The 26238-nt window shown below is 51.2% G+C and carries 26 protein-coding genes and 1 tRNA gene; 11 read left to right on the top strand and 16 right to left on the bottom strand.

The window, feature by feature from the left end; genetic code table 11:
- Positions 1-266: hypothetical protein (locus Pmgp_RS15270; protein ID WP_205078032.1), on the top strand; the 266-nt coding region annotated here is incomplete at its 5' end.
- Between the two features lie 295 nt (positions 267-561).
- Positions 562-2388 carry a translational GTPase TypA gene (gene typA, locus Pmgp_RS15265; RefSeq protein WP_134214875.1) on the top strand — a complete coding sequence of 609 codons (1827 nt, stop codon included), beginning with the start codon at positions 562-564 and terminating at the stop codon, positions 2386-2388.
- Between the two features lie 74 nt (positions 2389-2462).
- Here the strand turns inward: typA and Pmgp_RS15260 are convergent, their stop codons facing one another.
- On the bottom strand, positions 2463-3761 hold the full coding sequence (locus Pmgp_RS15260; protein WP_134214873.1) for a S8 family peptidase: 1299 nt from the start codon (positions 3759-3761) through the stop codon (positions 2463-2465).
- 239 nt (positions 3762-4000) lie between these two features.
- On the opposite strand from Pmgp_RS15260, the gene Pmgp_RS15255 reads away from it, so the two are divergent.
- Both Pmgp_RS15255 and Pmgp_RS15250 read left to right on the top strand, forming a co-directional pair.
- Positions 4001-5200 (top strand): M24 family metallopeptidase, encoded by a 1200-nt coding sequence (locus tag Pmgp_RS15255; RefSeq protein ID WP_134214871.1) that lies wholly within the window; start codon positions 4001-4003, stop codon positions 5198-5200.
- Positions 5201-5356: 156 nt separating this feature from the next.
- Positions 5357-5713 carry a hypothetical protein gene (locus Pmgp_RS15250; RefSeq protein ID WP_134214869.1) on the top strand — a complete coding sequence of 119 codons (357 nt, stop codon included), beginning with the start codon at positions 5357-5359 and terminating at the stop codon, positions 5711-5713.
- A gap of 65 nt (positions 5714-5778) precedes the next feature.
- Here the strand turns inward: Pmgp_RS15250 and Pmgp_RS15245 are convergent, their stop codons facing one another.
- The 10 genes from Pmgp_RS15245 to Pmgp_RS15200 all read right to left on the bottom strand — a co-directional run bounded on the left by Pmgp_RS15245 (position 5779) and on the right by Pmgp_RS15200 (position 13930).
- Complete coding sequence (locus Pmgp_RS15245; protein ID WP_134214867.1) at positions 5779-6048, bottom strand: hypothetical protein; 270 nt, start codon at positions 6046-6048, stop codon at positions 5779-5781.
- A gap of 171 nt (positions 6049-6219) precedes the next feature.
- Entirely contained in the window at positions 6220-6462 is a 243-nt protein-coding gene (locus tag Pmgp_RS15240) for a hypothetical protein (RefSeq protein WP_134214866.1), read from the bottom strand.
- A gap of 65 nt (positions 6463-6527) precedes the next feature.
- Positions 6528-6602, bottom strand: a tRNA-Val gene (locus Pmgp_RS15235).
- 94 nt (positions 6603-6696) lie between these two features.
- Positions 6697-7755, bottom strand: a complete 1059-nt coding sequence (locus Pmgp_RS15230) for a D-alanyl-D-alanine carboxypeptidase family protein (protein WP_243119891.1) — start codon at positions 7753-7755, stop codon at positions 6697-6699.
- A 106-nt stretch (positions 7756-7861) separates the two neighbouring features.
- Positions 7862-8362 carry a YhcN/YlaJ family sporulation lipoprotein gene (locus tag Pmgp_RS15225; RefSeq protein WP_134214862.1) on the bottom strand — a complete coding sequence of 167 codons (501 nt, stop codon included), beginning with the start codon at positions 8360-8362 and terminating at the stop codon, positions 7862-7864.
- A 171-nt stretch (positions 8363-8533) separates the two neighbouring features.
- Positions 8534-9166: a coenzyme F420-0:L-glutamate ligase gene (locus Pmgp_RS15220; protein ID WP_134214860.1), complete on the bottom strand. Its 633-nt coding sequence runs from the start codon at positions 9164-9166 to the stop codon at positions 8534-8536.
- Positions 9163-10086, bottom strand: a complete 924-nt coding sequence (locus Pmgp_RS15215; protein ID WP_134214858.1) for an N-acetylmuramoyl-L-alanine amidase family protein — start codon at positions 10084-10086, stop codon at positions 9163-9165. The genes Pmgp_RS15220 and Pmgp_RS15215 overlap by 4 nt, the downstream gene beginning before the upstream one ends.
- A gap of 166 nt (positions 10087-10252) precedes the next feature.
- Positions 10253-10861, bottom strand: coding sequence for a DedA family protein (locus tag Pmgp_RS15210; RefSeq protein WP_427910044.1), 609 nt, complete (start codon positions 10859-10861; stop codon positions 10253-10255).
- 33 nt (positions 10862-10894) lie between these two features.
- Positions 10895-12373, bottom strand: a complete 1479-nt coding sequence (locus tag Pmgp_RS15205; protein ID WP_134214856.1) for an SEC-C domain-containing protein — start codon at positions 12371-12373, stop codon at positions 10895-10897.
- 75 nt (positions 12374-12448) lie between these two features.
- Complete coding sequence (locus tag Pmgp_RS15200; protein ID WP_134214854.1) at positions 12449-13930, bottom strand: S41 family peptidase; 1482 nt, start codon at positions 13928-13930, stop codon at positions 12449-12451.
- 171 nt (positions 13931-14101) lie between these two features.
- Between Pmgp_RS15200 and polA the strand changes: the two genes are divergently transcribed.
- The 5 genes from polA (at position 14102) to Pmgp_RS15175 (ending at position 20191) form a co-directional block, all read left to right on the top strand.
- The gene (gene polA / locus Pmgp_RS15195) at positions 14102-16852 is read left to right on the top strand and encodes a DNA polymerase I (protein WP_134214852.1); all 2751 of its coding nucleotides are present in this window, start codon (positions 14102-14104) and stop codon (positions 16850-16852) included.
- A gap of 12 nt (positions 16853-16864) precedes the next feature.
- Complete coding sequence (mutM, locus tag Pmgp_RS15190; RefSeq protein WP_134214850.1) at positions 16865-17689, top strand: bifunctional DNA-formamidopyrimidine glycosylase/DNA-(apurinic or apyrimidinic site) lyase; 825 nt, start codon at positions 16865-16867, stop codon at positions 17687-17689.
- A 144-nt stretch (positions 17690-17833) separates the two neighbouring features.
- On the top strand, positions 17834-18481 hold the full coding sequence (gene ytaF, locus Pmgp_RS15185) for a sporulation membrane protein YtaF (protein WP_134214848.1): 648 nt from the start codon (positions 17834-17836) through the stop codon (positions 18479-18481).
- A 260-nt stretch (positions 18482-18741) separates the two neighbouring features.
- On the top strand, positions 18742-19377 hold the full coding sequence (coaE, locus tag Pmgp_RS15180) for a dephospho-CoA kinase (RefSeq protein ID WP_192902956.1): 636 nt from the start codon (positions 18742-18744) through the stop codon (positions 19375-19377).
- Positions 19378-19582: 205 nt separating this feature from the next.
- Positions 19583-20191 carry a lytic transglycosylase domain-containing protein gene (locus tag Pmgp_RS15175; RefSeq protein ID WP_243119889.1) on the top strand — a complete coding sequence of 203 codons (609 nt, stop codon included), beginning with the start codon at positions 19583-19585 and terminating at the stop codon, positions 20189-20191.
- A 2-nt stretch (positions 20192-20193) separates the two neighbouring features.
- On the opposite strand, the gene Pmgp_RS15170 is transcribed toward Pmgp_RS15175, so the two are convergent.
- The 3 genes from Pmgp_RS15170 to mnmL form a co-directional block, all read right to left on the bottom strand.
- Complete coding sequence (locus tag Pmgp_RS15170) at positions 20194-20766, bottom strand: cell wall hydrolase (RefSeq protein ID WP_427910042.1); 573 nt, start codon at positions 20764-20766, stop codon at positions 20194-20196.
- 155 nt (positions 20767-20921) lie between these two features.
- Complete coding sequence (locus Pmgp_RS15165) at positions 20922-21542, bottom strand: DUF4013 domain-containing protein (RefSeq protein ID WP_134214844.1); 621 nt, start codon at positions 21540-21542, stop codon at positions 20922-20924.
- A 151-nt stretch (positions 21543-21693) separates the two neighbouring features.
- Complete coding sequence (gene mnmL, locus Pmgp_RS15160) at positions 21694-22647, bottom strand: tRNA modification radical SAM protein MnmL/YtqA (RefSeq protein ID WP_134214877.1); 954 nt, start codon at positions 22645-22647, stop codon at positions 21694-21696.
- A gap of 227 nt (positions 22648-22874) precedes the next feature.
- Here mnmL and Pmgp_RS15155 point away from each other — a divergent pair, with 227 nt between their 5' ends.
- On the top strand, positions 22875-23549 hold the full coding sequence (locus Pmgp_RS15155; RefSeq protein WP_134214842.1) for a phosphatidylserine decarboxylase family protein: 675 nt from the start codon (positions 22875-22877) through the stop codon (positions 23547-23549).
- Positions 23550-23566: 17 nt separating this feature from the next.
- Positions 23567-24070 carry a CDP-diacylglycerol--serine O-phosphatidyltransferase gene (gene pssA / locus Pmgp_RS15150; RefSeq protein ID WP_134214840.1) on the top strand — a complete coding sequence of 168 codons (504 nt, stop codon included), beginning with the start codon at positions 23567-23569 and terminating at the stop codon, positions 24068-24070.
- A 16-nt stretch (positions 24071-24086) separates the two neighbouring features.
- On the opposite strand, the gene Pmgp_RS15145 is transcribed toward pssA, so the two are convergent.
- Together Pmgp_RS15145 and Pmgp_RS15140 are read right to left on the bottom strand one after the other, a co-directional pair.
- The gene (locus tag Pmgp_RS15145; RefSeq protein ID WP_134214838.1) at positions 24087-25109 is read right to left on the bottom strand and encodes an SGNH/GDSL hydrolase family protein; all 1023 of its coding nucleotides are present in this window, start codon (positions 25107-25109) and stop codon (positions 24087-24089) included.
- Positions 25110-25121: 12 nt separating this feature from the next.
- Complete coding sequence (locus Pmgp_RS15140; RefSeq protein ID WP_134214836.1) at positions 25122-25859, bottom strand: hypothetical protein; 738 nt, start codon at positions 25857-25859, stop codon at positions 25122-25124.
- Between the last annotated feature and the right edge of the window lie 379 nt (positions 25860-26238).

Raw genomic sequence — 26238 nt, 5'->3', positions numbered from 1 at the left:
ACATTTTTTCACATGACTGGAATGCGATGCGGGGGTATCATTACCTCATGCATATCGCCCGTATGTTAAATGAAATGGCGCTTCATTCGCTTTACCTGACGGAACATGTCAAAACAGTCGGGGTTCAGTCTTTCATCAAGAAGTTTTATGAAGCTATGACCTATAGTGAGTTGGATACAGGGCGGCTTCGCCGGCTGACCGAATCTCCCGGTCAATTGCGACTAGTGCGCGAAGAAAATTGGAAAACAAGCCGTTTGGCGGCATAGCGAATTGAACTGATACAGACAGCTTAGGCAGCGGTTGCGCGGCGCTACTCGTCTTTCCGTTGAAGATGTCCGGCATGCTAAAACGAGCAGAAACGGTTTAGTTAAGGATGTGTTGATACGGATAAACCGGTGATTTTTGGAATAACCGAATAGGCAATAGTTGCGAAAACGTCAATTCCAGACCCCGCAAGATTTAAAAAACATTTTCATGCGTCAGCTCTGCTTGTTATAAGCCGTGCTTTTTTTATTTCCTTAAACCTGATATACTGATAAGGTTTGGAGGGAGGTGGCAGCTTTGGTGTCAGAAAACAATTTCAGAAATATTGCCATCATAGCTCACGTGGACCACGGCAAAACCACCCTGGTGGACGCCCTGCTTAAGCAGAGCGGTATTTTCAGGGAAAACCAGCAGGTAGCCGAAAGGATATTGGACTCCAATGACCTGGAAAGAGAGCGCGGCATCACGATCCTGGCCAAGAATACTTCGGTGCGCTACGGTGATATCAAGATAAATATTGTGGATACCCCGGGCCACTCCGATTTCGGGGGTGAGGTTGAGCGGGTTTTAAAAATGGTTGACGGCGTCCTGCTGCTGGTGGATGCCTTTGAAAGCACCATGCCTCAGACCAGGTTTGTACTGCGCAAGGCCATGCAGCTAAATTTGAAACCTATAGTGGTTATAAATAAAGTGGACCGGGAAGGCGCCCGCGTTTCAGAAGTAGTGGACGAGGTGCTGGATTTGTTTATCGACCTTGACGCCGGCGACGAGGAACTGGATTTCCCCATTATTTACACCTCGGCCAAATATGGCACCGCCACCACTGATCCCGGCCTGCCGGGCCAAAACATGCAGCCGCTTTTTGAAGCCATTATTAGACACATACCTGCGCCGGCCGGTGAGCCGGACGAACCTCTGCAGCTGCTGGTGAACAATACCGAATACGACAGTTTTGTAGGCAGGATGGGGCTTGGCTGTATTAAACGGGGCAAGATCTCCGCCGGCCAGCAGGTAGCTGTTATCGACCACGACGGAAACCTGCGCCAGGGCCGCATCGTCTCTTTGTACATTTTCGAGGGGCTGGAACGGACAGCGGTAACTGAGGCTGCCTGCGGTGAAATTGTAGCTTTTTCCGGACTGGAAGATATCAGGATCGGAGAAACGGTGGCCTGCAGGGTCCAGCCGGAGCAGTTGGAGCCTATTACCGTGGATGAGCCTACCCTGCAGATGACCTTTATGGTCAACGACAGCCCTTTCGCCGGCCAGGACGGCAAATATTTAACATCCCGGCACCTCCGGGCCAGGCTTTTCAAGGAGATGGAGAAGAACGTCAGCCTGCGGGTGGCGGAAACCGACAGTCCTGATGCTTTTCAGGTATGCGGGCGCGGTGAGCTTCACCTGTCTATTTTAATCGAGACCATGCGCCGGGAAGGGTTTGAAATGCAGGTGTCCAAGCCGGAGGTTATCCTGCGCCGGGACGCCGGGCAATTGATGGAACCAATGGAACTGCTGATGGTGGATATTCCTGAGGAGAAAATGGGCGTGGTCATGGAAATTATCGGAGCCAGAAAAGGTGAAATGGTCAACATGGGTTCCCTTGGCCCTGACCAGCTAAGGCTGGAATTCAAGATACCCGCCCGTGGTTTGATCGGCCTGCGCTCTCAGCTGCTTTCCGAGACCAGGGGGCACGGGGTGATGAGCCACCTCTTCCTGGGTTATGAGCCTTACAAGGGTGAAATCAGGGAGCGCTACCAGGGAGTGCTGATCGCCTTCGAATCTGGCGAAGCCACCCTTTACGGACTGCACACCGTGCAGGACCGCGGTGTATTGTTTATAACCCCCGGCGCCCGGGTTTACGAGGGTATGGTCGTGGGCGAGCATACCCGGGATCAGGACCTGGAGGTCAACGTCTGCAAGAAAAAACATTTGACCAACATGCGCTCCAGCACCGCCGAGGCTGCTTTGCGCCTGGAGGAACCCAGACAGTTCAGCCTGGAAGAAGCATTGGAGTATATCGGTGTAGATGAGCTGCTGGAAATCACCCCAAAAAACCTGCGCCTGCGCAAACGGATTCTCAGCAAGCACGAGCGCAACCGCAGCCCCAAAAACTCCCGGCCCGCGTGATTGGGAAGTGGGACGTGAGAAGTGGGACGTGAGAATATAAGCATTCCTTTTTGGTCTTGATGGCTTTTTGTTAATTATCTTTGGTTACTTCTCATTTCCCAATTGGCGGTTATTAGGCCGGCGCCTTGGGTGTTGGGGTCTAGGGCGGGTATTTTTTGGGCGCTGTTTATTAACCTGGCTTTGACCTGGTCGGGTGTCAGTGAGGTATCGCTTTGCAGGATTTGAGCGACCACACCGGCACAAACGGGGGTGGCCATGGATGTGCCTGAAAGCGAAAAGTACCATTTATCCACTCTTGCGCTTTTGTTTTGTTTATCAAGCTTGGCGCCCGGCGAGCGCAAAGAAATTATATTTACCCCCGGGGCCAGCACGTCAGGTTTTACCAGACCATCAATGGTGGGGCCGCGGCTGGAAAAATCGGCCACCTGGTCATCACTGCCGTCAACAGTGTTATTATCATCCAGGGCGCCGACAGTGATCACCTGCGGGGATATACCCGGGGAACTGATCGTGCCGGCCTCCGGGCCTTCGTTACCGGCGGCCACACAGACTACAATCCCGCGCGACCAGGCCGCCTCCACCGCCTGGCAAACCGGGTCGCTGACATGGGACTCCGTGGCGCTGCTGCCCAGTGACATGCTCAGCACTCTGATACCCAGGGACTCTTTATTGTCTATGCACCACTGAATTCCTTCAATAACCGTCGAAAGGCTGCCCGAACCCATCTTATTCAGCACTTTGACGCCAACTAAGCCGGCCTCATAGGCAGGCCCGCGGTAGAGAGAACCGGATTGGCTGCCGTCAGCGCCGATATCCCCGGCACAGTGGGTACCGTGCCCGTTGTCGTCGTAAGGGTCTGTTTTCTGTTTGACCAAATCTTTAAAGGCCACGATCCGCCCGGCAAGATCGGGGTGTTCATAAATCCCGGTGTCCAGGACCGCCACTACAATCCCCCTGCCGGTCAAAGAACGCTCCCATAAAATCTGCGACTGGACTACAGGGGCCGCCACGTCAAGCACGGCCTTAACCTCACGGTCATACCAGATCTTTCTGACCAGGCTGTTTTGGGACAGCAATTCCAGCTGTTTCGGGCCCACTCTGGTGGCAAACGAATGGATTAACCCGAGCTCCCGGTGAACAACGCAGCCCAGCGAATCAGCGAAATCTTTAATTGAAATATCCTCTGAACGGGTTTTTTCCAGCTGAACTATAACCGGTATTTTACGCCAGAGCTGCTTTAAATACTTGAATGGTTTCTGTAAAAAACAGGGGACCTTCTTTAACGGGCGATACCATTCCAGGGCGGCCTTTTTTGCCTGTGGGCATAGCTTCCCTGCGTTGGCCCGGATCCAGCTGACTTCCTGGTAGATCATAAAACTTCCTCCAGTCCGAATACTCATATACCATGATATGTTCATTTTGCCACATGGTTCCACCGCCAAGCTGTGTCCTCTCTTGTTCAAGAATTGCTTGCTTTAACGGTTTAATTTAAAAAATTATTGCTTTCTCAAAAGGAATTTTTAGGTTTTTTAGTGAAATGAAAAATGTTAATGACAAACCGCATTATTTTTTTGTTTTTGAACGCCACAACCAGGACGGGAGGAAAGGTTAAATGCCCAGAAACACACAGCATCATCTCACACCACGTGAGGAGTTGTACGGTAGGATCCGGAGGTTCCAGGAGCGCCTGCGCGCGGCGGGTGTTGACCTGGCGCTGATCATCCAAAATGCGGACCTTTTTTATTTCAGCGGCACCTGTCAGGACGCTCATTTAATGATCCCGGCACAGGGCGAACCGCTCATGATGGTCCGGAAAAGTTATGAAAGGGCTCTCAAGGAGAGTGCCCTGGATAGGGTTACCCAATTAAAAAACCTGGCTGCTGTAAGGAGCGGCATTGAAAAATACTTTAAAGGCAGTTCCAGGGTTGGGCTGGAAATGGATGTCCTGCCGGCCAACCTGTTTTTCAGATATAAGGAATTGCTCAAACCTATGGAAGTTGTGGATGTGTCGGAGGAAATCAGGAAGACCAGGATGATCAAGTCACCTTATGAAATCGACCGCCTGAAAGATTCGGCCCGCCTGAGCACGGAGATGTTCAGTCAGGTGCCCTCGTTTTTGCGGGTAGGGATGAGTGAAGTTGAGCTGGCCGGCAGAATAGAGCAGTATATGAGAGAAAGGGGTCACCAGGGCGCCCTGCGCGTCAGGGCTTTCAACCAGGAAGCGCATATGGGCCACCTGATGTCGGGGTGGACCGCGGCCTGTCCCAGCTTTTTTAACGGGCCTACCGGCGGCGCCGGGCTGAACCCTTCTTTTCCGCAAAGCGCCGGGTATAAAAAAATCGGCCGCAACGAGCCCATTGTGGTCGATTACGCAACCGTTGTCAACGGCTACATATCAGATCACACCAGGATCTTTTCCTTTGGCCAGGTTTCTGATAAGCTGACCTTGGCTCACAACATTTCCCTGGAAATTAAGCGATTTTTTATGAGGGAAGCAAAGCCGGGCTCTGACGGAAAAGACCTTTACTACAGCGCGTACCAAATGGTGCAAAAGGCTGGTTTGTCAGAGCAGTACATGGGATTCGGGAGCGGTGTTAACTTCGTCGGGCACGGGACAGGCCTGGAACTTGACGAACTACCGGTTATCGCCAGGAACCACCATATCATCCTCCAGCCCGGCATGGCCTTTGCCCTGGAGCCAAAGTTTGTCTTTCCCAACGAGGGCGCCGTCGGTATAGAAGACACACTCGTTGTAACCGAAACCGGCCTGGAGCAGCTCACCGGCCACGACGACTCCATCCAGATCCTCTAAGGGCAAATCGGGGACGGTTCTTGATTTGCTTTGCTGGCTACGCAAATGGGGGACAGTACTTTTCGTTTATACTGGAGGCCCGACCATAATAAGTTCCCGTTGTTTTGAATAAAAAATAGTGCAAAAGCCACACTATGCAAAAAGAGGTGGCTTAAAATGCATGATGAAAAAACAATCGTAGCCTATTTTTCTGACGGCGACACAGCGTATAAGGCCGCTAAAACGCTCCAGAATGAAGGTCTGGGCTCAACCAGTGTCCAGCAGGTATTTGATAACAACACCAATCAGGACCCCAGCTATGAGAACCCTTTCACCTTGGATGACGCCCAGCCGATTGCCCGATACGGCGCCGTCACCGATTTAAACAATGCCTCGGGGGACCTGAATGTAGCAGGCACTGAGTCCGGCAATTACAGTGTCGCCGCTAACAAGTTTTTGTTGACGCTCACTACCGCCAACGACAAGGCTGATCATGCGGTAAACATTATCAGCAATTATGGGGGTACATTCTAAGCCGGCAGAAACTTTAGACAGTCCAACAAGTCCCCCCCGGCCGCAGCCGGAGGGCTTGTTTTGGACTAGAAGTTTGAGTATTTAATATTCTCCCGGATCTTTTCCCTGATATCCTGCTGCTCTAAGTATTCTGCAATTAATTGGTCGAAAGCGGCCTCTTCTTCATTATAAATAAACTCACACTGCTTAACACCGCATTCATTTTTACCGTCACACTCGCTTAGCCTCACAATATCATAACCGCACCATCTTTCAGCCAGGCAGACTCGAATAATTATTTCTGTTTCCTTATTTATCGTTTCACAAACCCTCGTCAACATGTGCTCTTTTTTCATTTTTCACCCCCCCGTATGCCATTTTATTCGGCCCGCGAAGACTATTTCCTTTTTAAAGAAAAAAAACCGTGCAGCTATTATGAACTTTTGATGTCCAAAATGAAAAAAAGCCCCGTTCATGGAAAGAGCGGGGCTTATTCGCCTCTTTTAATTCTGTGGCAGTTATATTGATTAAATTGCAATATTAACCAATTGTTTCAGCATCTCTAACCGGTTTTGGGCAATATTCAAAGTCCTCCCGGTATCATCCTGGATAACAACCATTTCCGAATCTTCTTCCGGTCTAAATATTTTCCACCCTATTTTACTCAGGCGTTCCCACAGCGGGGAAGTCCATTCGCTTCCATCCCAATAAATTTTCGCATCCACAAAAGGTATGTTTTTGTTAATTTCATCAATTTCCTTTTGATCCATTTTTCATCCTCCTGTAATGATAAGTTGTCGTATAAAAATACAAGCCCCGCAGGGCTTGATTTCGCTGGTGGGCGGGATAAGAATTGAACTTACGACCTTCTGCGTGTCAAGCAGACGTTCTCCCACTGAACTACCCGCCCAGTAATATATATTATCAACGATAACCCGGCAAAAGTCAAGCCTGCCCCGTGTCCAAGACCGGGTAATCTCGCTGGTAATCATATACGCCGTGGCTCAAAACTTGTCCAGCAGGCGCTTGTGCCATGAACGCCTGGGCACGGCGGACTCAGCCACCAGGCTGACCCTGCCCAGTTCCTGCCCTCTCAGCAAGCAGACACACTCGCCTAACTTCTGTCCCTGCCGCACCGGCGCCGCCGGGGCAGCCTGAAGTACAATTTTCTTTTCCAGCTGCGGCAGGTCAGCCGGGTCAAGCCTGATTTCCAGCGTTTCCGCCGCGCAAAGGTTCACCGCCGGGCTCTTCCCCCCTGATACAGGCGTACCGGCTGCCGCCTCACCCTGATTAAAGACCACAACCGGCTGTACCACATTAAAGCCGTAATCGAACATGTTGATGCAATCCCGGTAGCGGTCGTCACTGTGCAGCGCCACGGCGATCAGGCGGCGGCCTTCCCTGCTGGCCGAAGCGATCAGGCAGTTGCCGGCCATGGGGGTAGTGCCGGTTTTCACCCCGTCCACTCCCTCATATACTCCGAACAGCAGGCGGTTGCTGTTGCGCAGCTTCTCCTCTCTTTGGGGAGGGTCCACCCACTGCACTGTTGTCTCCCTGGTCTGCACCAGTTCGTTAAACCTGGGGATGCCGAGGGCATACCTGGTCAGCACGGCCAGGTCAGCGGCGGTGGTATAGTGATTGGGGTCATGGTAGCCGTTAGTGTTGACAAACCTGGTGCCAAACAGCCCTAAAGCTTTTGCCTTGTAATTCATCATTTTAATAAAGCGGTCATGGCCGCCGCCCACGTGCTCAGCGATGGCAACGGTGGAATCGTTGGCTGAAGTCACCAGAGCCGCTTTAACCAGTTCGCCCAGGGTGATTTTCTCACCCTTTCTTAAATCTATGATCGAGCCCATTGAGACGGAGGCAGCCAGGCTTCCCACTGTCACTATATCATCCTGGTTCCCGTTTTCCAGAGCGACGACAGCTGTCATGACTTTGGTCAAGCTGGCCGGGTCTGACCGCCTGGCCTGGTTTTTGGCAAAATACACCTGCCCGGACTCGACATCAACCAGGATAGCCGAATCAGCCGTTACCCTGGGGGGCGCCGCCGAGACCGCCACCGGAAAAATTAACACCGCTGTAAAGATGGTAATTATGATTTTAAATTTTATATTAATGGCATCTTTACCCCCAAAATGAAAACCGCATTAAAAAAATGCGGTCCTTTTACATGTTGGATGGAGCAAGCCGCCTGGCAATCTCAGTGAGTTCACCGGCGAAGGATGACACAGGCTGCCCGGCCGCAACCCCGCCCGCAATCCGGCGCAAACGGGCAACAATATCCGGGTCGCTGCTGACAAAGACCGCCGTCACGCGCGGTTCCGCATTCTTCACCGCATCGGTGACTTCCCGCTTGATCCTGTCAGTCTCGCTTTTCTCCAGGCCCGCCTTCTGGTCAATACCCACATAAGCTGTTGTGCCGGTGATTACCACCGTGGCGCTGTTTACCCCAGCCACCCGGGCCGCGGCGCCGGATAAGTCAGAAGATATTTTACTGACCTCAACGGGGCTGGTTGGCATAGGTTCCGGGGCAGGAGCGGGAGCCTGGTAAATATCGTTGGCCTGGTTCTGCGGCACCGGCTTTCTTGCCGCTCCGCAGCCCGCCGGCAGCGTCATCCCCACTGCCAGTACTAAGATAAGGACAGGAAGCAGTTTAATCCTCTTCATGCTACACCTCCTCGCTTAGAGCTATTATTTCAAACGAGGCGCAATTTATTCCACCCAGGCAAACAAAAACCCGCCTCCCGGCGGGACAGCGGTCAGGGGACACACCTCTGGCTTTGGCCTTTCTCAGTGGAGAGGTATGTCCCCAACGTATTCTGCAAATCGCAGGTGCGATTAATTTACCATCTTCAGAATTACTATGGGGGTTTGCTGGTCATCATTGCCGAAAGGGTTGTCTTTGAGGTCCCTGATCAGGTCGGCCTGGTTGATGCCGCTGGACGCGCCGAGGATATCCACGTTGCCGATGTCGTTCACATCTACTATTACCGCCTCCACACCTGTCTTCTCCCTGATCTCCTCCACTATGCCGCGGGGGTTTTTAGGGCCCAGGATGATGTGCCTCTCAAAAGGCCACATGGTGCCGGCCACGTCGTCGATCAGGGTCAGGTGGCGGCCGGCCACCCGGTAAAAGTCTCCCTTGCGCCTGATTACTTTGCCGAGGGCGGCGGCGGTGGCGCCTAAAAAAATGCGCGGCACGCCTGTTTCCTCGATAGCCAGCTGCATCGCCTGGGGGGTGGCCAGGCTGCCGTCTTTGCCGGGAAAGCGGCATAAAAACCTGGCCAGAAGGCCTGGTTTGACCTTTTCGGGCAGGATGGCCCTGCCCTGCGTGATGGACACCACACTTTCCGCCACGGCGATAATGTCGCCCGGCCCGGCTATTTCCCCGGTGTATTTTTTCACCACATCCACGATATTGTCTTCTTCGGTGATGATATGCGTCCTGACGGGTATCCTGCCTGAGATCATACTTTCACCTGCTTTTGCGCGGTGCCGGCTGCAAAGTAGTTCTTTACTCCGTTGAAAATACCTTGTGCCGCTTTTTTATGGACGGTCGGGCTGCGTAAAAGGCCTTCTTCCACCCAGTTGGTGATGGTCACAACCTCTACCTCTACCGCCGGCACACTGCCTAAACCGGTGTATTTGTGCATTTCTTTCTTGCCCCTGTCGGCCAGCTTCAGCTTTTTGACCAGTTCTTCCCCGATCAGTTCCGCGGCATCTGAACTCTCAGGGCTGTTCACTCTGTAGCGCACCGCCGTGCCGCCCACTTTACAGTCCTTGGCGGCATGGGTGTGGATGCCCAGGAAAAGGTCGGCTTTTTCTTTTTTCGCGATACCAACCCGGTCGGCACTGGTGAGGGATTCGTCCCCGGTCCTGGTTAAAACCGGCTTGGCGCCGGCCTTTTCGAGCAATCGCTTCAGCTCTTTAGCTATCAGCAATACCACGTTCTTCTCCAGCAGGTTTACCGGCCCCCTGCCGCCCGGGTCAGCTCCGCCGTGTCCGGGGTCAACTATTATCTTTTTGTCCCTAAAAAGCCCGTGCAAAAAGCTGCGCTCTAAATTTACTACCGTCCTTACAGGTATTCCTCCGGTAACTGCCAGATCATATCCTGCCGGGTGATCGGTGGCTATGGTGATCTCAGCGGCGTCCGGGCAAGTCTGGGCCAGGGTTATTTCCCGCACCAGACCGTCGCTGACATCCATAGAGCCTTCCGGCATATTAGCCACCACGCCGGATGCCTCCAGGACCAAACCGCCGCCTTGTGCGCGGGCATGGCAGGCGAAGGGCCCGGTAGACTCCACAACTACTCTGGTAAACAGGCTGCCTGCTTCGTTTTCCACAACCTTTGACCAGATATTTGTGATCCTGGGCAATTTAGGTTCAGACAAAAAGAGCGCCCCCTTCGAAATAAAAAACAAAATGGTTTAAATGGCATTATCTAGTATGCGCAATAAACCATATTTCTAGATTTATTTATAAAATATTACACTGCAGATGGGAATATTTGTGTTAATTTGTGGGAAAAGAGAGAAGTTTACTTTACTAGAGCTGATATTATGACCGCTTTTGCCGGGCCCGCCAGAAATATATGACCAGCGCCACGATGCCCGCGGCAATGACCACGTCCAGCTTGTGAAACCATGGTGAGATGGCATGCCAGTTCTGGCCCAGCTTGAGCCCGACGTAAACCAGGAGGAGGCTCCAGGGCAGTGAACCTAAAAAGGTGTATACCACAAACCTTTTGAAATTCATGCCGGAAATACCGGCCGGCAGTGAGATAAAGGTCCTGACGATCGGCATTAAGCGGGTAAAAAATACTGTAGCCTCGCCATAGCGGGCAAAATAGCGGTCAGCCATTTCAAGGTGCTTGAAGGAAAAGCCGAAGTAGCGCCCGTACTTGATTAAAAAGGGGCGGCCTCCTTTCAGTCCCAGGTAATAGGAAAGCACTGACCCCACTGTGCCTCCGACTGTCCCGGCTAAAACGACCCGGTAAAATTCCAGCCTGCCGGTGTAGGCGAGGTAACCACCGAACGGCAGGATCACTTCACTGGGCAGCGGTATGTTGGCGCTTTCGATAGCCATGCCTATGGCTACCCCCCAGTACCCCAGCGCTGCTATATAATTAGTTATGATCTTGATCACCTGTTCAATTATTTCAGTCAGGACCAGCACCCCTCCGCATTAATATTTATTTGTTTATTCCGATTTTTCAGTCACGTAGCGGCTGTCGCGGGCCACCAGGTTCAGTGCCCTGCGCAGCAGCCTGAACCTGTAAGACAGTGCTGAAGGCGGCAGGCCGTACCGGCCGGCCAGCTCCCGCTGTTTGAGGTCACGCTCCGACTTTACCCAGGAGAGGGCGTATATTACAGCGGCCGCCCACAGTGAAGGCTTGCGAATGACCGGCCTCCCGGCTGAACAGTAATCAAACCAGAGCTTTACGGCTTGCTCCTGTTGTTTCAGGCTGTACCCCAGCGCCTGCATGCCGTCCTGGACAGCGGCGGCCACCGCGGCGTGCCCGGGCGACGCCCAGTTGTATTCGGAAACCTCTCTGAGGGAATTAACCGGCGCATTGCGGTTTGTTTCCCCGATAATAGACCCCTTAAAAAAATAATTTAAAATATCCCTGCACTCCGACAGCAGGTCCGGGGAACCTGCGCTCACAATCACAAAACGGGGCGTCAGGATCAGGTTGCCGATAACCGGGCGCAGAACAGCTTTGCCGCCCCGCGCCGCCCCTGCCTCTTCCCGCTCTTTGGCATGGTGGTCTTTGCCGAGTATAGCCGCCGTGGCCTGCCGAAAAATTCCTGACGCGTCTTTAACCTCGCCAATCAGGCCAAAGCAGCCTTCCTGTTTGATGACATCAAGCACTTCCCGCCAGTTTAAGATAGGCAGGACTGTCCTGCGCTCAGTCCCCTTTTTCCCTGCGGGTACCCTCCCGGCGCCCGGCTCAGGCCCGCCGAGACCTAATACCCAGGCGTTGATGATATGGGCTCTTTCTTTAAGGTAGGATGCCCAGCCGCGGGGATTGTTTTTTTTCTCTTTATAATATTGCTCCCGGTCCTGCCGCAGCTTCTTCAATAAGAGTTCCTTGAACCTGGCGGGCAATGCCAGGCCGCTGGTTGAAAACTCGTATTCGCTGCCCACCTTGAGGATCCTGATCAGCAGGATATTGCCTGCTTCAATCTCCCCCGCGGCGTTCACATCGCTGATTGTTACTTCCCCGGGTTCCAAAAGGTTTTTGATGATAATGCTTTCGTTAGGCAGCACAGATGACACTTCATACAGGGAGATGCGGGAACTTGACCAGTCTTTAAGCAACTGGTCCTGACGCTGGTCCGAACCGGCAGGCTGTTCTTTCCGGAAGGTATCGATCACCGTCCGGCCGCTGGTCAGCTTATAATCAAAAATAAACCACTCAAAACAGCGCTCCATGATGAAATCATCGTCACTGTCCACCAGCGCCGGGTCCAGACATCCCAGGTAAATATCCTGAGCCCGCGCGGCGTCCCAGGATAAAGTCGTCTTGTCGGCAAATTGTCCGAGGCTGCGCCGCAAATCCTGTCCGGCGCGCCGCCACCTCACCTGGTCCAGGGAATAAAAAACTGTCCCCCGGCCACAACATTTTTCATACGGCTTTCCGCTGCCGCAGGGACATGACTTTTCGGTTCCGGGCATTATATGTACACCTCTCCAATAAGTTATGCCTCTGTGGCAATTATTTTTATCCAAACAATCATATTTATATCATAATTATGGTTTTTTCTCAAAGGTAATTTTACTGCCCTCCTGTTTTTGACTGATGTCAAACAGGCTAAATACAGTATCCCGCACGTAAGTCTCACCGTCTATTGTCAAAAGAGGAGCGCCCTGCGGGTAGTCATGCCCGTTGATGGTAAAACGCCCGCCACCCGGGTGGAAGATTGCTTCCTTTTGAAAACCTGTAACTTTGATGGAACCATCGCCCTGCTGCCAGTCTACCCGGTAGCCAAGCGCTTCAAACATGAGCCGCAGGGGCAGGTATGACGCTCCCTCCTGCTGGATTACCCGGCCGCTTTTGACCTCTGTCCCGTTTACAGTTGAACCGTTTTTACCAACTTCCAGAGTGATAATGTTTGTGTCCGCATTTTTGAGGTAACGCTGCGCCACAGCCTGCGGCAGGTAAGGGGTCAGGACCTGGATGTCCGGCATGAGCCCCGTCCCGTCAATAACCCTGTCTTTGGGGGTGTGATATTTGGCGGTGGTAATTTTAAGCACCCCTCCCGCACTCAGCGGTATAACCACCTGGACAGTGCCCTTCCCATAAGTTTTGCCTCCGATCAGAGTAGCGTGCCCGTAGTCCTGCAGCGCTCCTGCCAGCGCTTCGGAGGCGCTGGCGCTGTATTCGTCGACCAGCACTACAATGGGCATGTCTTTGCCGGCTGGTGTGCCCTCAGTGAGATATTCCTCGCGCCTGCCGCTGCGGTCAACAGTGCTGACCGCGACCTGGCCGGGCTCAACAAAATCGCTGGTGATGTCAACTGCTGATTCGAGCATGCCGCCCGGGTTGTCCCTCAGGTCCAGGATCAGCTTCTTGACTCCCTTGCTGATTAAGTCATCCAGCGCTTTTTGGAACTCATCCTCCGTGGACTCGCCAAATATCTTGATGCGGATCAGGCCGATTTCCCCTTCTACGACCCTGCTGGTTACTGTAGGAGTTGAAATATTGGACCTGACCAATTCCAGGTCAATATCCTTAAGCCCCTCCCTGCGGATGGTTAAACGGACCTTGGTGCCGGCCTCACCGGTTATTTCTCCCACAACCTTCCCCAGCGGCTCCCCGGCTATGTCTCTGCCGTTCACTTTAACCACCAGGTCACCTGGTTTAATCCCGGCGGCGCTGGCGGGTGTGCCTTCAATTGTATTTACCACCTTCGGGTAGTCTCCGGCGGGCTGAATCTGCACGCCGATACCAACGTAGTCGCCTTCAACTGAACTCTTAAAATACTTTAAATCTTCCGGAGAAAGATATTCAGTATACGGGTCTTTTAAACTTTCCAACAGCCCTTCAATTGCGCCCCGGACCATGGTGTCCTGATCAGGTTCTTTGATGTAAAAGAGTTTAACATCACTAATAACTTCTTCCAGATCCAGCATATCCAACGCTTGGTTTTCTGCCGCGAACCCTGATACAATGCTGGCTGAGAAAAAAAGGACAAGGCCCAGGACTAATGACAAAAGGGCTCTCTTCAACAAACTCAATCACCTCAATTTAGAAATTATTTTAAAAAATTCCTGGTAATTGTTTAATTCGCCCTAACCCAGTAAAGTCCTTCAAGTTTTCCGCACGGCGTTAATCATCCTTTTGCGGCAGGTATTTTAACCCTGACGGTGAAATAATAGAAAGATTAAGGCAGGTGTTTAATTATGTCTAATGAACTGATGATCATCATAGACGGCAACAGCCTGGCCCACCGGGCTTTTCACGCCATCCCCCCGCTCTCTACCAGCCAGGGGCTGGTGACCAACGCGGTGTACGGTTTTACCAACATGCTGATGAAAATAATCGCCGAAGAGTCTCCCGCCCGGCTTGTGGTAGCTTTTGACAAAGGCAGGGTGACTTTCCGCCATGATGACTATGAGCACTACAAAGCCAACCGCAGCGCCACACCGGAAGATTTGCGGCCGCAGTTTCCGGTATTGAAAGACGTTCTAAAAGCTATGCGTATAAAAATTTATGAAATCGAAGGATTTGAGGCGGACGACCTGATCGGCACCATTACTGCCAGGGCGGAGCAGGCAGGCTTGAAGAGTGTTGTTGTGACAGGCGACCGGGACGCCCTGCAGCTGGTTTCCCCCCTGACCAGGGTGAGGCTCACTAAAAAGGGCATCAGTGAGCTGGATGAATATGACGAAGGCAAGGTCTGGGACAGGTACGGCGTTACCCCGCGGCAGTACACCGACTTTAAGGGGCTGACCGGCGACCCCTCGGACAATATACCGGGCATCCCGGGGATAGGTGAAAAAACCGCTGCACGGCTGCTGAAAGAATACGGTTCGCTGGAAGAAATCCTGGCCCACGCCGCTGAACTGAGCGGCCGTACCGCTGCGCTGGTCAGTTCGGCCGGAAAGCAGGGCGAGATGTCAAAAAGGCTGGCAACCATACACCGGGAGGTCCCGGTAGAGATAGATCTCGAACAGTGCCGCTGGCAGGGACCTGATTACAAAGAGCTCCTTGAGATTTTTAAAAAGCTGGAATTCAAGTCGCTGATCAAATCGATCTACCAGAAAGCCAGGGACGGGGCGGGAGAGCAACAAAAATACAAAAAACAGGGCGCCAAAACCGGCAAACAGGCCCTGTCCGAACCGGATTTGGAAACATACCCGGTAACCTACCAGAAGCTGGACACCACCAGCCGGCTGAACAGTTTTGTCAAGGCCGCCAGAAAATCAGGCCGCCTGGCCCTGTCCTGCGCCTGTAACGCCGGCGGGGCGCTGGCGGGGGCGGGCTTTGTATTAAACGAGGACCGGGCTTACCTGCTTAACCTGCAGCCGCAGGGCGACTGGCGGCAGGAAGATCCCCAGGAAGGCGGCAATCTGTTCGCCGGCCTGGACGCTGAGCAGGGCACCGGCGCGCACTTCCGGGAGCAGGCTCTGGCCGTTTTGCGGGCTGTCTGTGAAGACCCCACTGTTAAAATATATTGCCACGACGGAAAAAAATTGATCTGGCTGCTGCATAAGAGAGGCATCAAGCTCGCCGGCCTGGCCTTTGACACTATGATCGCCGCCTACCTGCTCAACCCGGCCTCCCCCAACAGGGAGCTTGAAGATGTCTCACTGGAGCATTTAAACGCGGTGCTGCCCGGCGGCGAGGAAGAACTGCCGGCCAGGGCGCTTTGTGTCCTCGAGCTGGCCCGGCTGCTGGAGGAGAAGCTGAAACGGCTGGAACAGGACCGGCTGTTTTACGATGTGGAACTGCCGCTGGTCGAGGTTTTAGCCGCCATGGAGATCAACGGAGTGGCTGTTGATAAAAAACAACTGCAGGATATGTCCAAAGAACTCGGCCTGCAGATCAAAGATCTGGAAGGGGAGATATACAGGATGGCCGGCCAGATCTTTAACATCAACTCGACCAAACAGCTGGGGAAAATATTATTTGAGGAATTAAAGCTGCCGGTGGTGAAAAAGACCAAGACCGGCTACTCCACTGACGCGGAGGTGCTGGAAGAGCTGGCCATGTCTCACGAAGTCGTGGCCAAAGTACTGGAATACCGCCAGCTGATGAAGCTGAAGTCCACCTACACCGACGGGCTGGCTGTCCTGATCAACCCTGAAACCAGGCGCCTGCACACAACTTTCCACCAGACTGTGACAGCTACCGGGAGACTTTCCAGCTCAGACCCCAATTTGCAGAACATACCGATCAGGCTGGAAGCAGGACGTTTAATAAGAAAAGTTTTCGTCCCGTCCAGCGCGGACAACCTGCTGCTGACCGCGGACTACTCTCAGATCGAACTGCGCATACTGGCCCACATCAGCGGTGATCCGGTGTTGATAGATTCTTTTAAAAAGGGGGAAGATATTCACACCAGAACAGCAGCTGAAGTTTTTGGGGTGGCGCCGGAAGAGGTGACCAGGGAAATGCGCGGCCGGGCCAAGGCGGTAAACTTCGGGATTATATACGGCCTCAGCGATTTCGGCCTGGACCGGAGCATCAAGGTGGGACGGCAGGAAGCCAGGCGTTACATTGAAAACTATTTCGCCCGCTATGCCGGGGTTAAAGCATATATTGACAGGGTGGTGCGGGAAGCCAGGGAAAAGGGTTACGTCACCACACTATTAAACAGGCGGCGCTACCTGCCGGACCTGTTCAGCCCGAACCGCACCCTGCGCAACTTTGGCGAGCGCACCGCCATGAACACACCCATCCAGGGCAGCGCCGCCGATATTATCAAGCTGGCCATGGTCAACATCCAGCGTGAGCTGGTTGAGCACGGCCTCCAGGCTAAAATGATCCTGCAGGTGCACGACGAACTGATCTTCGACACTCCCGCGGCAGAACTGGAGAGCCTTAAGGAGCTTGTCAAACGCTGCATGGAAAATGCCCTGGTCATGGATGTCCCCCTCGTGGTAGATATGAAAATAGGAGCAAATTGGTACGACGTGAAAAAAATTTAAGGAGATGGGATAGTGCCGGAGCTGCCGGAAGTGGAGACCGTAAGGCGGACACTGCAGCCAAAACTGGCCGGGCTGAAGTTTACAGATGTCCAGGTCTTTCTCCCTAAAGTGATACGGACGCCGGAGCCTGATGAGTTTAAAGAGATCCTCAGGGATAAAACAATTAATAAAATCGGCAGGCGCGGCAAATACCTTCTATTATATCTAAACAACGGCTACACTCTCATAGTACACCTGCGCATGACCGGGCGGCTTGTTTACTGCACGGAAGACAAGCCTGTTCCGAAGCATACCCATGTCATCTTCCGCCTGAATAACGGCTGCAGGCTGCAGTTCACGGACATAAGGCAGTTTGGCCGGATCTGGCTGGTACCCTCCTCGTCCGTGGGTGACCTGGCCGGGTACAAAGACCTGGGCATTGAGCCGCTGGATGAACTTTTTACCAGAGACTTTTTAAAGAAAGAACTGCGCCGGCGCCATGCCAGAATCAAGCCGCTGCTTTTAGACCAGACTTTTATAGCCGGCCTGGGCAACATATACACTGACGAAGCCTTGCACCGGGCTAAGATAGACCCCGAACGCCTTGCCACCAGCCTGTCGCCGCGTGAGGTCGCCAACCTGCACCACGCCATCAGGGATGTGATTCTGGAGGGTATAGACAACAGGGGGACCACCTTCCGTGATTTTGCCGATGGCGACGGCAGGGCAGGCAGTTACCAGGAGCTTTTGCGTGTCTACAACCGCGAGGGCAACCCCTGCCACCACTGCGGCCTGCCAATCGCCAGAAAGAAAGTGGGCGGGCGCAGTTCTTATTACTGCCCGGCCTGCCAGAAATAACCACCCTGCCTTCGCTCCCTGAAGGGACAGGGGGTTTTTTATTTTTAAATGGTTTTGCAAACATCTATTGGCAGTAACCAACTTATCATTACCCCCATAGATTAAAAAAGTAATGGCATTTACCGCAGCGGGAGGTAATGAGACTTGGAACTGCTTTCCTATGTCCTTTTCGCGCTGGCGCTGAACCTTGACTCATTTGGGGCTGGTATTGCCTACGGCGTAAGGCAGATCAAAGTACCTCTGCTATCGTTGTCGATCATCAGTTTGATTTCGGTGACGGCAATTGTCTTCTCCATGCTCGGCGGCCAGCTCTTTATGTCTTTCATGCCGGCCGGCCTGGCCCACCGGTTAGGCGGCATCCTGCTGGTGCTGATCGGGCTGTGGGTCCTTTACCAGACCTACCGGAGCGGGCAGGCGCCTGCTAAAGACAGCAGGGAGGAAAACAGCGCCGGTAAAGTCATCAAGATCCATATCCGCCCCCTGGGCTTAATCGTACAAATTCTAAGAGAGCCTGCCAGGGCTGACCTTGACAGTTCCGGAGTAATCTCCCCGGGTGAAGCTCTGGTGCTGGGTGCGGCACTGGCCATGGACGCCCTGGGCGCAGGTTTTGCAGTCTCAATGATGGGCCTGTCGATTATTCTCACCGCACTGGTTGTAGGGCTGGGGCACTTCTTCCTGACTTACCTGGGCCTGCTGGCGGGCCGCACTATCACCAACTGTGGTATAGGCCGCCACCTTGCTATCCTGCCGGGGCTCATCCTAATCACCCTCGGCATGTTTAAAATATTCTAACCGCATGTCAAACCGCCGGTTAACCCAGCGGTTTTTCTGTTTATGGATCTGCTCCCGGATATTACATAATAAGTTATTTATAAGTTGCAGGTGTGACTTTAGTGCGTACAATGTTTCAACAGCGAAAACAATTCGCAGAACCGAACCCGTTGTTGGCACATGGATTATGTATCATGTTAAGTCTGATACAAAAATATTTTTAGAGGAAGTATACTCTTTAGAGCGAAGTAACAAGATTATGTTTTTTGTGGAGGATTAAAATGATTGTTATCGGACTTACCGGCAATATAGGAAGCGGCAAGAGCACCGTGGCCCGCCGTCTGGCTGAACTGGGGGCGAAAATAATTGACGCCGACAAGGTGGCCAGGCAGGTAGTAATGCCCGGCTCGCCCTGTTTGGAGGAAATTGCAAAGGAGTTCGGGCGCGGCATCCTGAATGCCCGGGGCGAGCTCGACCGCAAAAAAATGGCGGATGTGGTTTTTGCCGACTCGCAGGCAAGAGTCAGGCTGAATAATATAATTCACCCCTGGATCACCAGAGAGATCCGGCAGGAGGTCAGCAGGCACAAAAACCACCCGGAACTTCTGGGCCCCGCCGGAGTGCTGGTGGTGGACGCGCCGCTCCTGATTGAAACCGGCCTGCAGCACAATGTTGACGAGGTTTGGGTGGTCAAGGTCAACCTGCAGGAACAACTGCGGCGGTTAGCCAAGAGGGACGGCCTGGCGCCGCAAGAAGTTATGAACCGCCTCGACGCCCAGCTGCCCCAGATAGAAAAATTAAAATACGCCCGCCGCGTCATCGACAACAGCGGCACGCCGGACCAGACCATCAAACAAGTCGACCAGCACTGGCAAGACATAAAAAGCCAACATCCCCATCCCCCCATCAGCATATAATATGAGACGTGAGACGTGGGAAGTGGGAAGTGGGAAGTGAAAAATTGCAGGTGCGACTTTAGTCGGCTAAGGTCAGGGGACACTCCTCAATTTTAGGTATTCCTTTTACTGACGAGGAATGTCCCCACTGGAGAGTTCGATAAATCCGAACCTACAGTTTGAAAATCGAACCTATTCTTTTAAGACAAAGCGGAGGATTTATTTAGTGGCGGCTTTTCGTAGAAGGATAAATAATAAAGGAAAATTAAAACTCTGGACAATTATTGTCTTTTTTATAATTGTGCTCTTACTTATCCAAAATGCCGACAAAGTCTGGCGCTATTTTTACCCGTTCCCTTACCGCCAGATTACGATTAACCACGCTGAAGCCTATAATCTTGACCCGTACCTCCTGGCTTCCATTATGAAAGCGGAAAGCGGCTTTGACCGCAGCGCGGTTTCACCCAAAGGAGCCAGGGGCTTAATGCAGATCATGCCGGATACAGGGCAGTGGGTCGCACGGCAGCTGGGCAGCCCTGCTTTTGCTCCCGACCAGCTGTTTGATCCTGACACAAATATCAGGTTTGGGGCCTGGTATATCGCCGACCTGAAAAAAGAATTCCACGGTGATATTGTCCTGGTACTGGCAGCCTATAACGGCGGCAGGGGCAATGTCGAGGAATGGGTCGCCAGTAAAAACCTGACGGGCGGCAACAGCACCATCGACCAAATACCTTTCCCCGAAACCCGCAATTTCGTAAGGAAAGTCCTTTTATACCACCGGATTTACAGTCACCTATATGGACAGGAGGCGCAAAGCGCCTCCCTTCAGTAAAGCTACATGGCAAAGACATGCCTGCCGATCTGAGTGACTACGGGACGTGACCAAACCCACGAACTGGTAGATTTGGACGGGTTCCAGAAGTACAGCGCCCCGCCGCTGGGGTCCTTCCCGTTCATGGCGTCTACCGCGGCGTTTAGTGACTCACTGCTTAAAGGCCTTTGGCTCTGCCCGTTGCTGACAGATTCAAAAGCGCCCATTTGGTTGATAACCCCCGGGATTGTGTGTGGAAAGTCGGGACTTTGGGTCCTGTTTATAATCACAGCCCCAACCGCCACCTTTCCTTCGTACGGCTCATCAGCCGCCTCGCCTTCAATCACCTGCGCCAAAATATAGACACTCTGACGGTCAATATTATCACCTCTGGAAACGGAAATCTCCCTTTCACCAGCTGACACCGGCTCATTTGTTTCCTCTGCAGCTATAACAGCCTGCTGCTTCTCCTGGAGCAGCGGCATCTTTTTTGCCGCCGGGGCCAGGTGTAGGAAAAGAGCCAGCGCCATAAGCAGCATACCTGCCAGGATACCAATCTCCTTCTTTAGTTGAAGCATTTTGTTCCACATCTTCATGTGATCACCCCTTACTGGTAATTTCCCGGGGGACACGAGTATTGAGTATAAACGATGAACCGAGTGGAGTCAAAGGTAATTTTTTCAACTACAAAAAAAAGTGAGACAAGAGAACTGTCCTCTTGTCTCACGTAAGCGTCCTGGCTGTATTTGTTTTATTGTTGGCCCTTGATGGCGTCACCATATACCGAGCCGAACAGGAATCCCCCCACACAGCCCAGGTAAAAGCTGATAAACATTATACAGAGCCAGCCTATAAAGGGGATCATGGCAATAATCATACAAATAATTCCTGCAACTATGTACAAAAGAAAAGCTCCAATATAGCTGCCAAGTGATTTACCAATTAACTGAAAAATATAGCCCAACTCGAAGGCCGCCCCAAAATTCCTTTTATAAGCGAAATTGGCGGTAACCATCGGCAGCATAAAAGCAAATGCCAGAAAAACCAACATGCCGATTAAAGACATACCCATACCCATATGATACCTGGGAAAGGCCATTAATCTGTAAAAACTTGAACCAAAGATAATCATTGGAATAAGCATGTAAATAAAAGAAATAATCGCTATCAATAAACCATTGACAAATTTATTGCCCCAGTCTTCCCATTCCGGCATGTTTTCCTTTTTTTTAGCACCTTGTTCAAAACACTCCAGAATATAGCCCGTGGAAAAAAAGTTTACTATGGGGATCATCATAAGCACACCGCCAATCAACACTTTGACAATTCCCCCGTTTTTGAACGGCAAAGTTAAAACCTTGTCAAAACTCACAATCTAGGCCTCCTTTAATGTCTTTTAACCCTTACCCTCTGGCTGACCTCCCTTCCTCAGTAATACCCTGGTGAATCTATGCTTATAGCATATTTGATCTAATTTCTATTTCGGCTGAATAAGAATTAACTTGATAAAACAAAGAATTTTATTATAAAAGGCCCCGCACCGCGCTGCCGTTCAGGTAGTCAAATTTTTTACCCTGAAAGGTATCGAGCCTGACCAGACAGTCCTCAATTCTCTGCTTGACCAGCCACCAGCTTATGCCCCAGTTGCTGAAAAGAAGCTGCGCCCTGGGCCCTTTGCCCACCAGCCTTTGCACAACTATCCCGGGGTCAAGATATTCCAGGAATTCCACTACCCTTGCCACATAGTCATCCAGCGTGGTAATTTCAATCTCACCCCTCTGGTACATATCCCCCAGTGGCGTCCCACGGACCACATATAGCGAGTGCAGCTTAACGTACTCTATCCCCAAAGCTGAAAGAATTTTAGCGTTTTCCACCGCGTCTGAACTGTCATCCCAGGGCAGGTTCAGGATCAGGTGAGCGCAGGTTTCAAAGCCCCGTTTTTTGATCCTTAACACTGCGTCGATAAACTCCGCCAGGCTGTGGCCCCTGTTTATCCTGGACAGGGTATGATAGTTTACGGTCTGCAGCCCGAGCTCTATGTTGATGTCAAGTTTTTTATCTTCCCGCACACCCTGCAGGAAATCAAGGTAATGGTCGTTGACGCAGTCAGGCCTGGTTGAGACCGAAATACCCACCAGATCATCCACTTCCACTGCCTCTAGTATATTTGCTCTAAAACGGTCCAGCGGCAGGTAGGTATTGGTAAACGCCTGAAAATATACAATGTATTTTTGAGCGTTGAAGCGCTTGCGGAAAAAAACCTTGTTTTCCTCCAACTGGCGCTTTATAGAAAGGGTTTCAGGCAGGCAGTCAAAACCCGACCCCTTTTCATCACAAAAAACACACCCGCCTACTCCCGACCTGCCATCACGGTTGGGACAGGTGCCCGGCAGGTTTACCGGCAGCTTATATACTTTTTCGCCAAACTTCTTTACCAAGTGCTCAGAATACTGGTTATAGCGCGCCTCTTTCAAATCACTGCACTCCACCGAAAATTATCAACCGCCAGGGATTACAGCCGGCCTACTGAAAATATAACATATAAGAAACGTGCTTCCAAGTCCTCCGGAGTTTCAACCTTCTTTTCAAACGGGATTACATTTTAAGGCAAGCTTTTTTCTTGCATTGGACTGCCTTACGGGTTATGATAAACTAGGTGTTTTGATTAACAGATATATGTATTTTGTAAAGGGGAAATACAATGGCAGCCAACCATAACAATAACAGCATGTTGGGCAGGTTTGCCCTGACACTCAAGCTGACCTGGCATTACCTGCTGGCGCTCGTGGGATTATTGGTCATTTGTTATAATACTTTCCCGGCTCTAATGGTCTTACCGGCGCTTTTGATCGCGTTTACCCTGTACTTCTTTCGCAACCCTAAAAGGAACGTCCCATCTGAACAGAACCTTATTCTCTCACCAGCCGACGGGGTTATAATGGATATTGACGAGGTCTTTGAGGAAAGGTTCATCCAGGATAAAGCTATCAGAGTAAACATCTTTTTATCAATTTACAATGTGCACCTGAACCGCTCTCCCCTGCAGGGAGAGGTGAAATACAGGTATTACCGCCCGGGTTGTTTTATCCCGGCCTTTAAGAACCACGCCTCCGAGATTAATGAAAAAAATTTTATTGGCATTGAAAACCAGTCTTTTAAGTTAATGGTCTGCCAGATCACAGGATTTATAGCACGTAGAATAAAATGCTGGGTGGATGAAGGTAAAAGGTTGTCCTGCGGCGAAATTATCGGAATCATTAAATTTGGCTCCGGCACCGAATTGTTTATTCCAGTCGGATCAAAACTCCTTGTTAAAAAGGGAGACAAAGTCAGGGCGGGAGAAACAATTATCGGCACTTTGCCGGATAAACACTAAATGATAGGAGAAAGTATGTGAGCAGGATAGAAATACTACCGAATTTATGCACAGCAGCCAATTTACTGCTCGGGGTTATGGCTATCGCTGCGGTATTTCAACATCACTTTGAGTTAAGTGTCTCATTAATAATTATTGCCGCAGTCTTAGACCGGTTCGACGGCATCCTTGCCCGCCGCTATGACGCTGCAACCGCTTTTGGCAAGGAATTCGATTCTCTGGCCGACCTGGTCTCTTTCGGGGTAGCGCCAGCTTTCTTGTTATATGGCAATATGACCGACAAATGGCATCCCGCCGGACTGGCCTGCTTTGCCTTTTTCACCCTGTGCGGGGCTTTCCGTTTGGCCAGGTTCAATGTTACCGGCGGCGGTTCATACTTCCAGGGCGTACCGATAACCATCGGCGGTTCTATCCTGGCGGTGCTGGTTATACTGCTTCACAATTTCCCTGCTTTTGTAATCGCCGCAGGCATTGTCGCCTCACTGGCGATGGTCAGCACCGTCCGCATTCCTAAAATATAAGCAGGGTTTCCCACCATCAAACAGTCAAAAACTGAATTATAAAATCATATAGGTTATCTGAAACAATCTCTTCTCCACCTGGCAGCAGGTGCACCACGTCAGCAAATTGTTCACTCGGCACCACGTAGTCCAGGTTTAGTATGGTTATGCCCGACCCCTCTATGTAACTGAGAATATCCTGCATTGATGAAAAATAGGCCTCAAAATCTATATCATCGTACTTTTCGAGCAGTTCAAAGTTCCTTGGGTTAGTGAAAAACAAGGAATTTATATTATTCTCCCACAGCAGAGAAATCATGCTTCCGACATACTTCCACTGTTCACTCCACTCAGGGTGCAGCTTGCCAAACTTACCGTATTCCGCAGGGTTAAAAACTCCATTCCAGTCTTTTTCAGTCCATGGTGTCGCCAGGTCGGTCAGGTTCTCATCTTCTTCGTAAATATTGTAGTTGTTGACTACTACCTGATCCATATTATAAACATGAAAATCCTCAGGATTCAGGTCTTTGTTCCGGCTTAAGTTTAAAAGGACCGGGTGCTCTAAAGTTGTTTCCCTTTCCAGCCAGCCCACATTAAAATCATATATTAAAAGGTCAACCTTAGCATTTGCCAGTTCCCGGGTGATCAGGTAAACATCAGCTGGCCCGGCGCTGGGCAGGGTAAAGTTAAAAACATTTACAACCTGACCAAGTCCCGTCCTTGCTAACTTTTTCTTTAAGAGGGCAGGTATTGTTTTTCCCTCGTCCCTGGTCCCGTCACCGTAAACAATTGAGTCCCCCAAAAAAACGATATTAAAACCATCGCTTTCGTTCAGCTGCTCTATCCTCCGCATAATTTCAGCAGGGTCGTCGCTGAGCAGCCTTTGACCGTCATTAATATCAATAAGGTATTCTTGTCCCGGCAGGCTTTCAACCATAGGTATACCTGCAACCATCCGGCCTGAAGACACGGCTCCGGGGAACTGGTCTTCCGACCCGGTGTCCCGGGAAGCAACCAGGAGAAGAACAATCAGGGAGAAGAAGAACATAACTTTCCTCAATCTATAACACCCTCAAGGTTTTGTCAGACTTTTTAAATTATCCTTGACTAAAGCCGATGTGTTTTGAAAGAAATGCTGCAGGTCCGTGCTGACAGCCTCAGCCGCTTTGTAAATAAGATCGGCAACTTTTTTCGTGTCTATTTCCACCTTGTGTTTGTACTGCATCTGAACTTTGTATTTCTGAGCCAGCGATTCAACGCCGGGCTTTTCCAGTTCGATAAAGCCTGTAAATGTTTTAACCCTGCCGCTGAATCTCAAATTTTTGTCTTTCCAGAGGTCTTGCAGCATCTCGCTCACTTCGGAAACCAGGGCATGATTGGTAAAAGCGCTTTTAAGCTGCTCGTTGTAATGCCCGGCTGAGCCGACGATTAGCTCAACACCCATTTCAATTATGTTGTGAGCTTTCCACCAGCCCATTTCCGGCGGGATCCGGCAGGCCTCAATAGTCTTTTGGACAAAAGGTCTGGCTTTCTCAAAGCTGTAGCCCTTTTCATAGTCAAGGTATTTCTCGTCCCCGTAATAATCCAGCCCTTCAGGCGTGAAACCGTGGGTTAGAACAGCCTGCCCGAAATCCTGCAGCGCATGGTTCTTTGTAAGAAAATTATATATTTCCACCCCTTTGCAGTGGGCCTCGCAGTGGTTAAAGTGCTCGCCTATGAGCATATCCGGCAGGACGCTTCCCAAAGATACAGGATCTGACTTGTAGCCTAAGATAGCTTCAGCGAAATAAACATGGGTTTGTGGATACATCCATTCTCCTCCGGTATATTCCCTTTTTTAGGCGTTATTGAGTCAACCAGTTATACACATGTTTGCAGATCTGTAATATTTACTCATTCTACATGGTTTTAGATCTGCCCTTCTTAATTCTACCTGTAAATATGAAAAAATAAAACCAGAATTAGAGTTGTCCAGAAGGTTTAATAATAATAGGCTTTTTGCCGCCTGGGCATCACTCCATCACTTACACTTGCTTTCAAAATAGTGGTCTGTTATAATAACCCTGACTTTGACAGTTATGAGGGCGAAAAGAGGCCGCAATCCTTGCAAATAAAGGGGTTGCGGCCTTCACTTATTGTCATAAATATGTAGGGTAACGGCTCATTTTTTGCTCTCTGCCAAAATATTT

Source organism: Pelotomaculum propionicicum, from assembly GCF_004369225.1.
GTDB classification, from domain to species: Bacteria; Bacillota; Desulfotomaculia; order Desulfotomaculales; family Pelotomaculaceae; genus Pelotomaculum_B; species Pelotomaculum_B propionicicum.
This window is presented reverse-complemented; position numbering and strand designations above follow the sequence as displayed.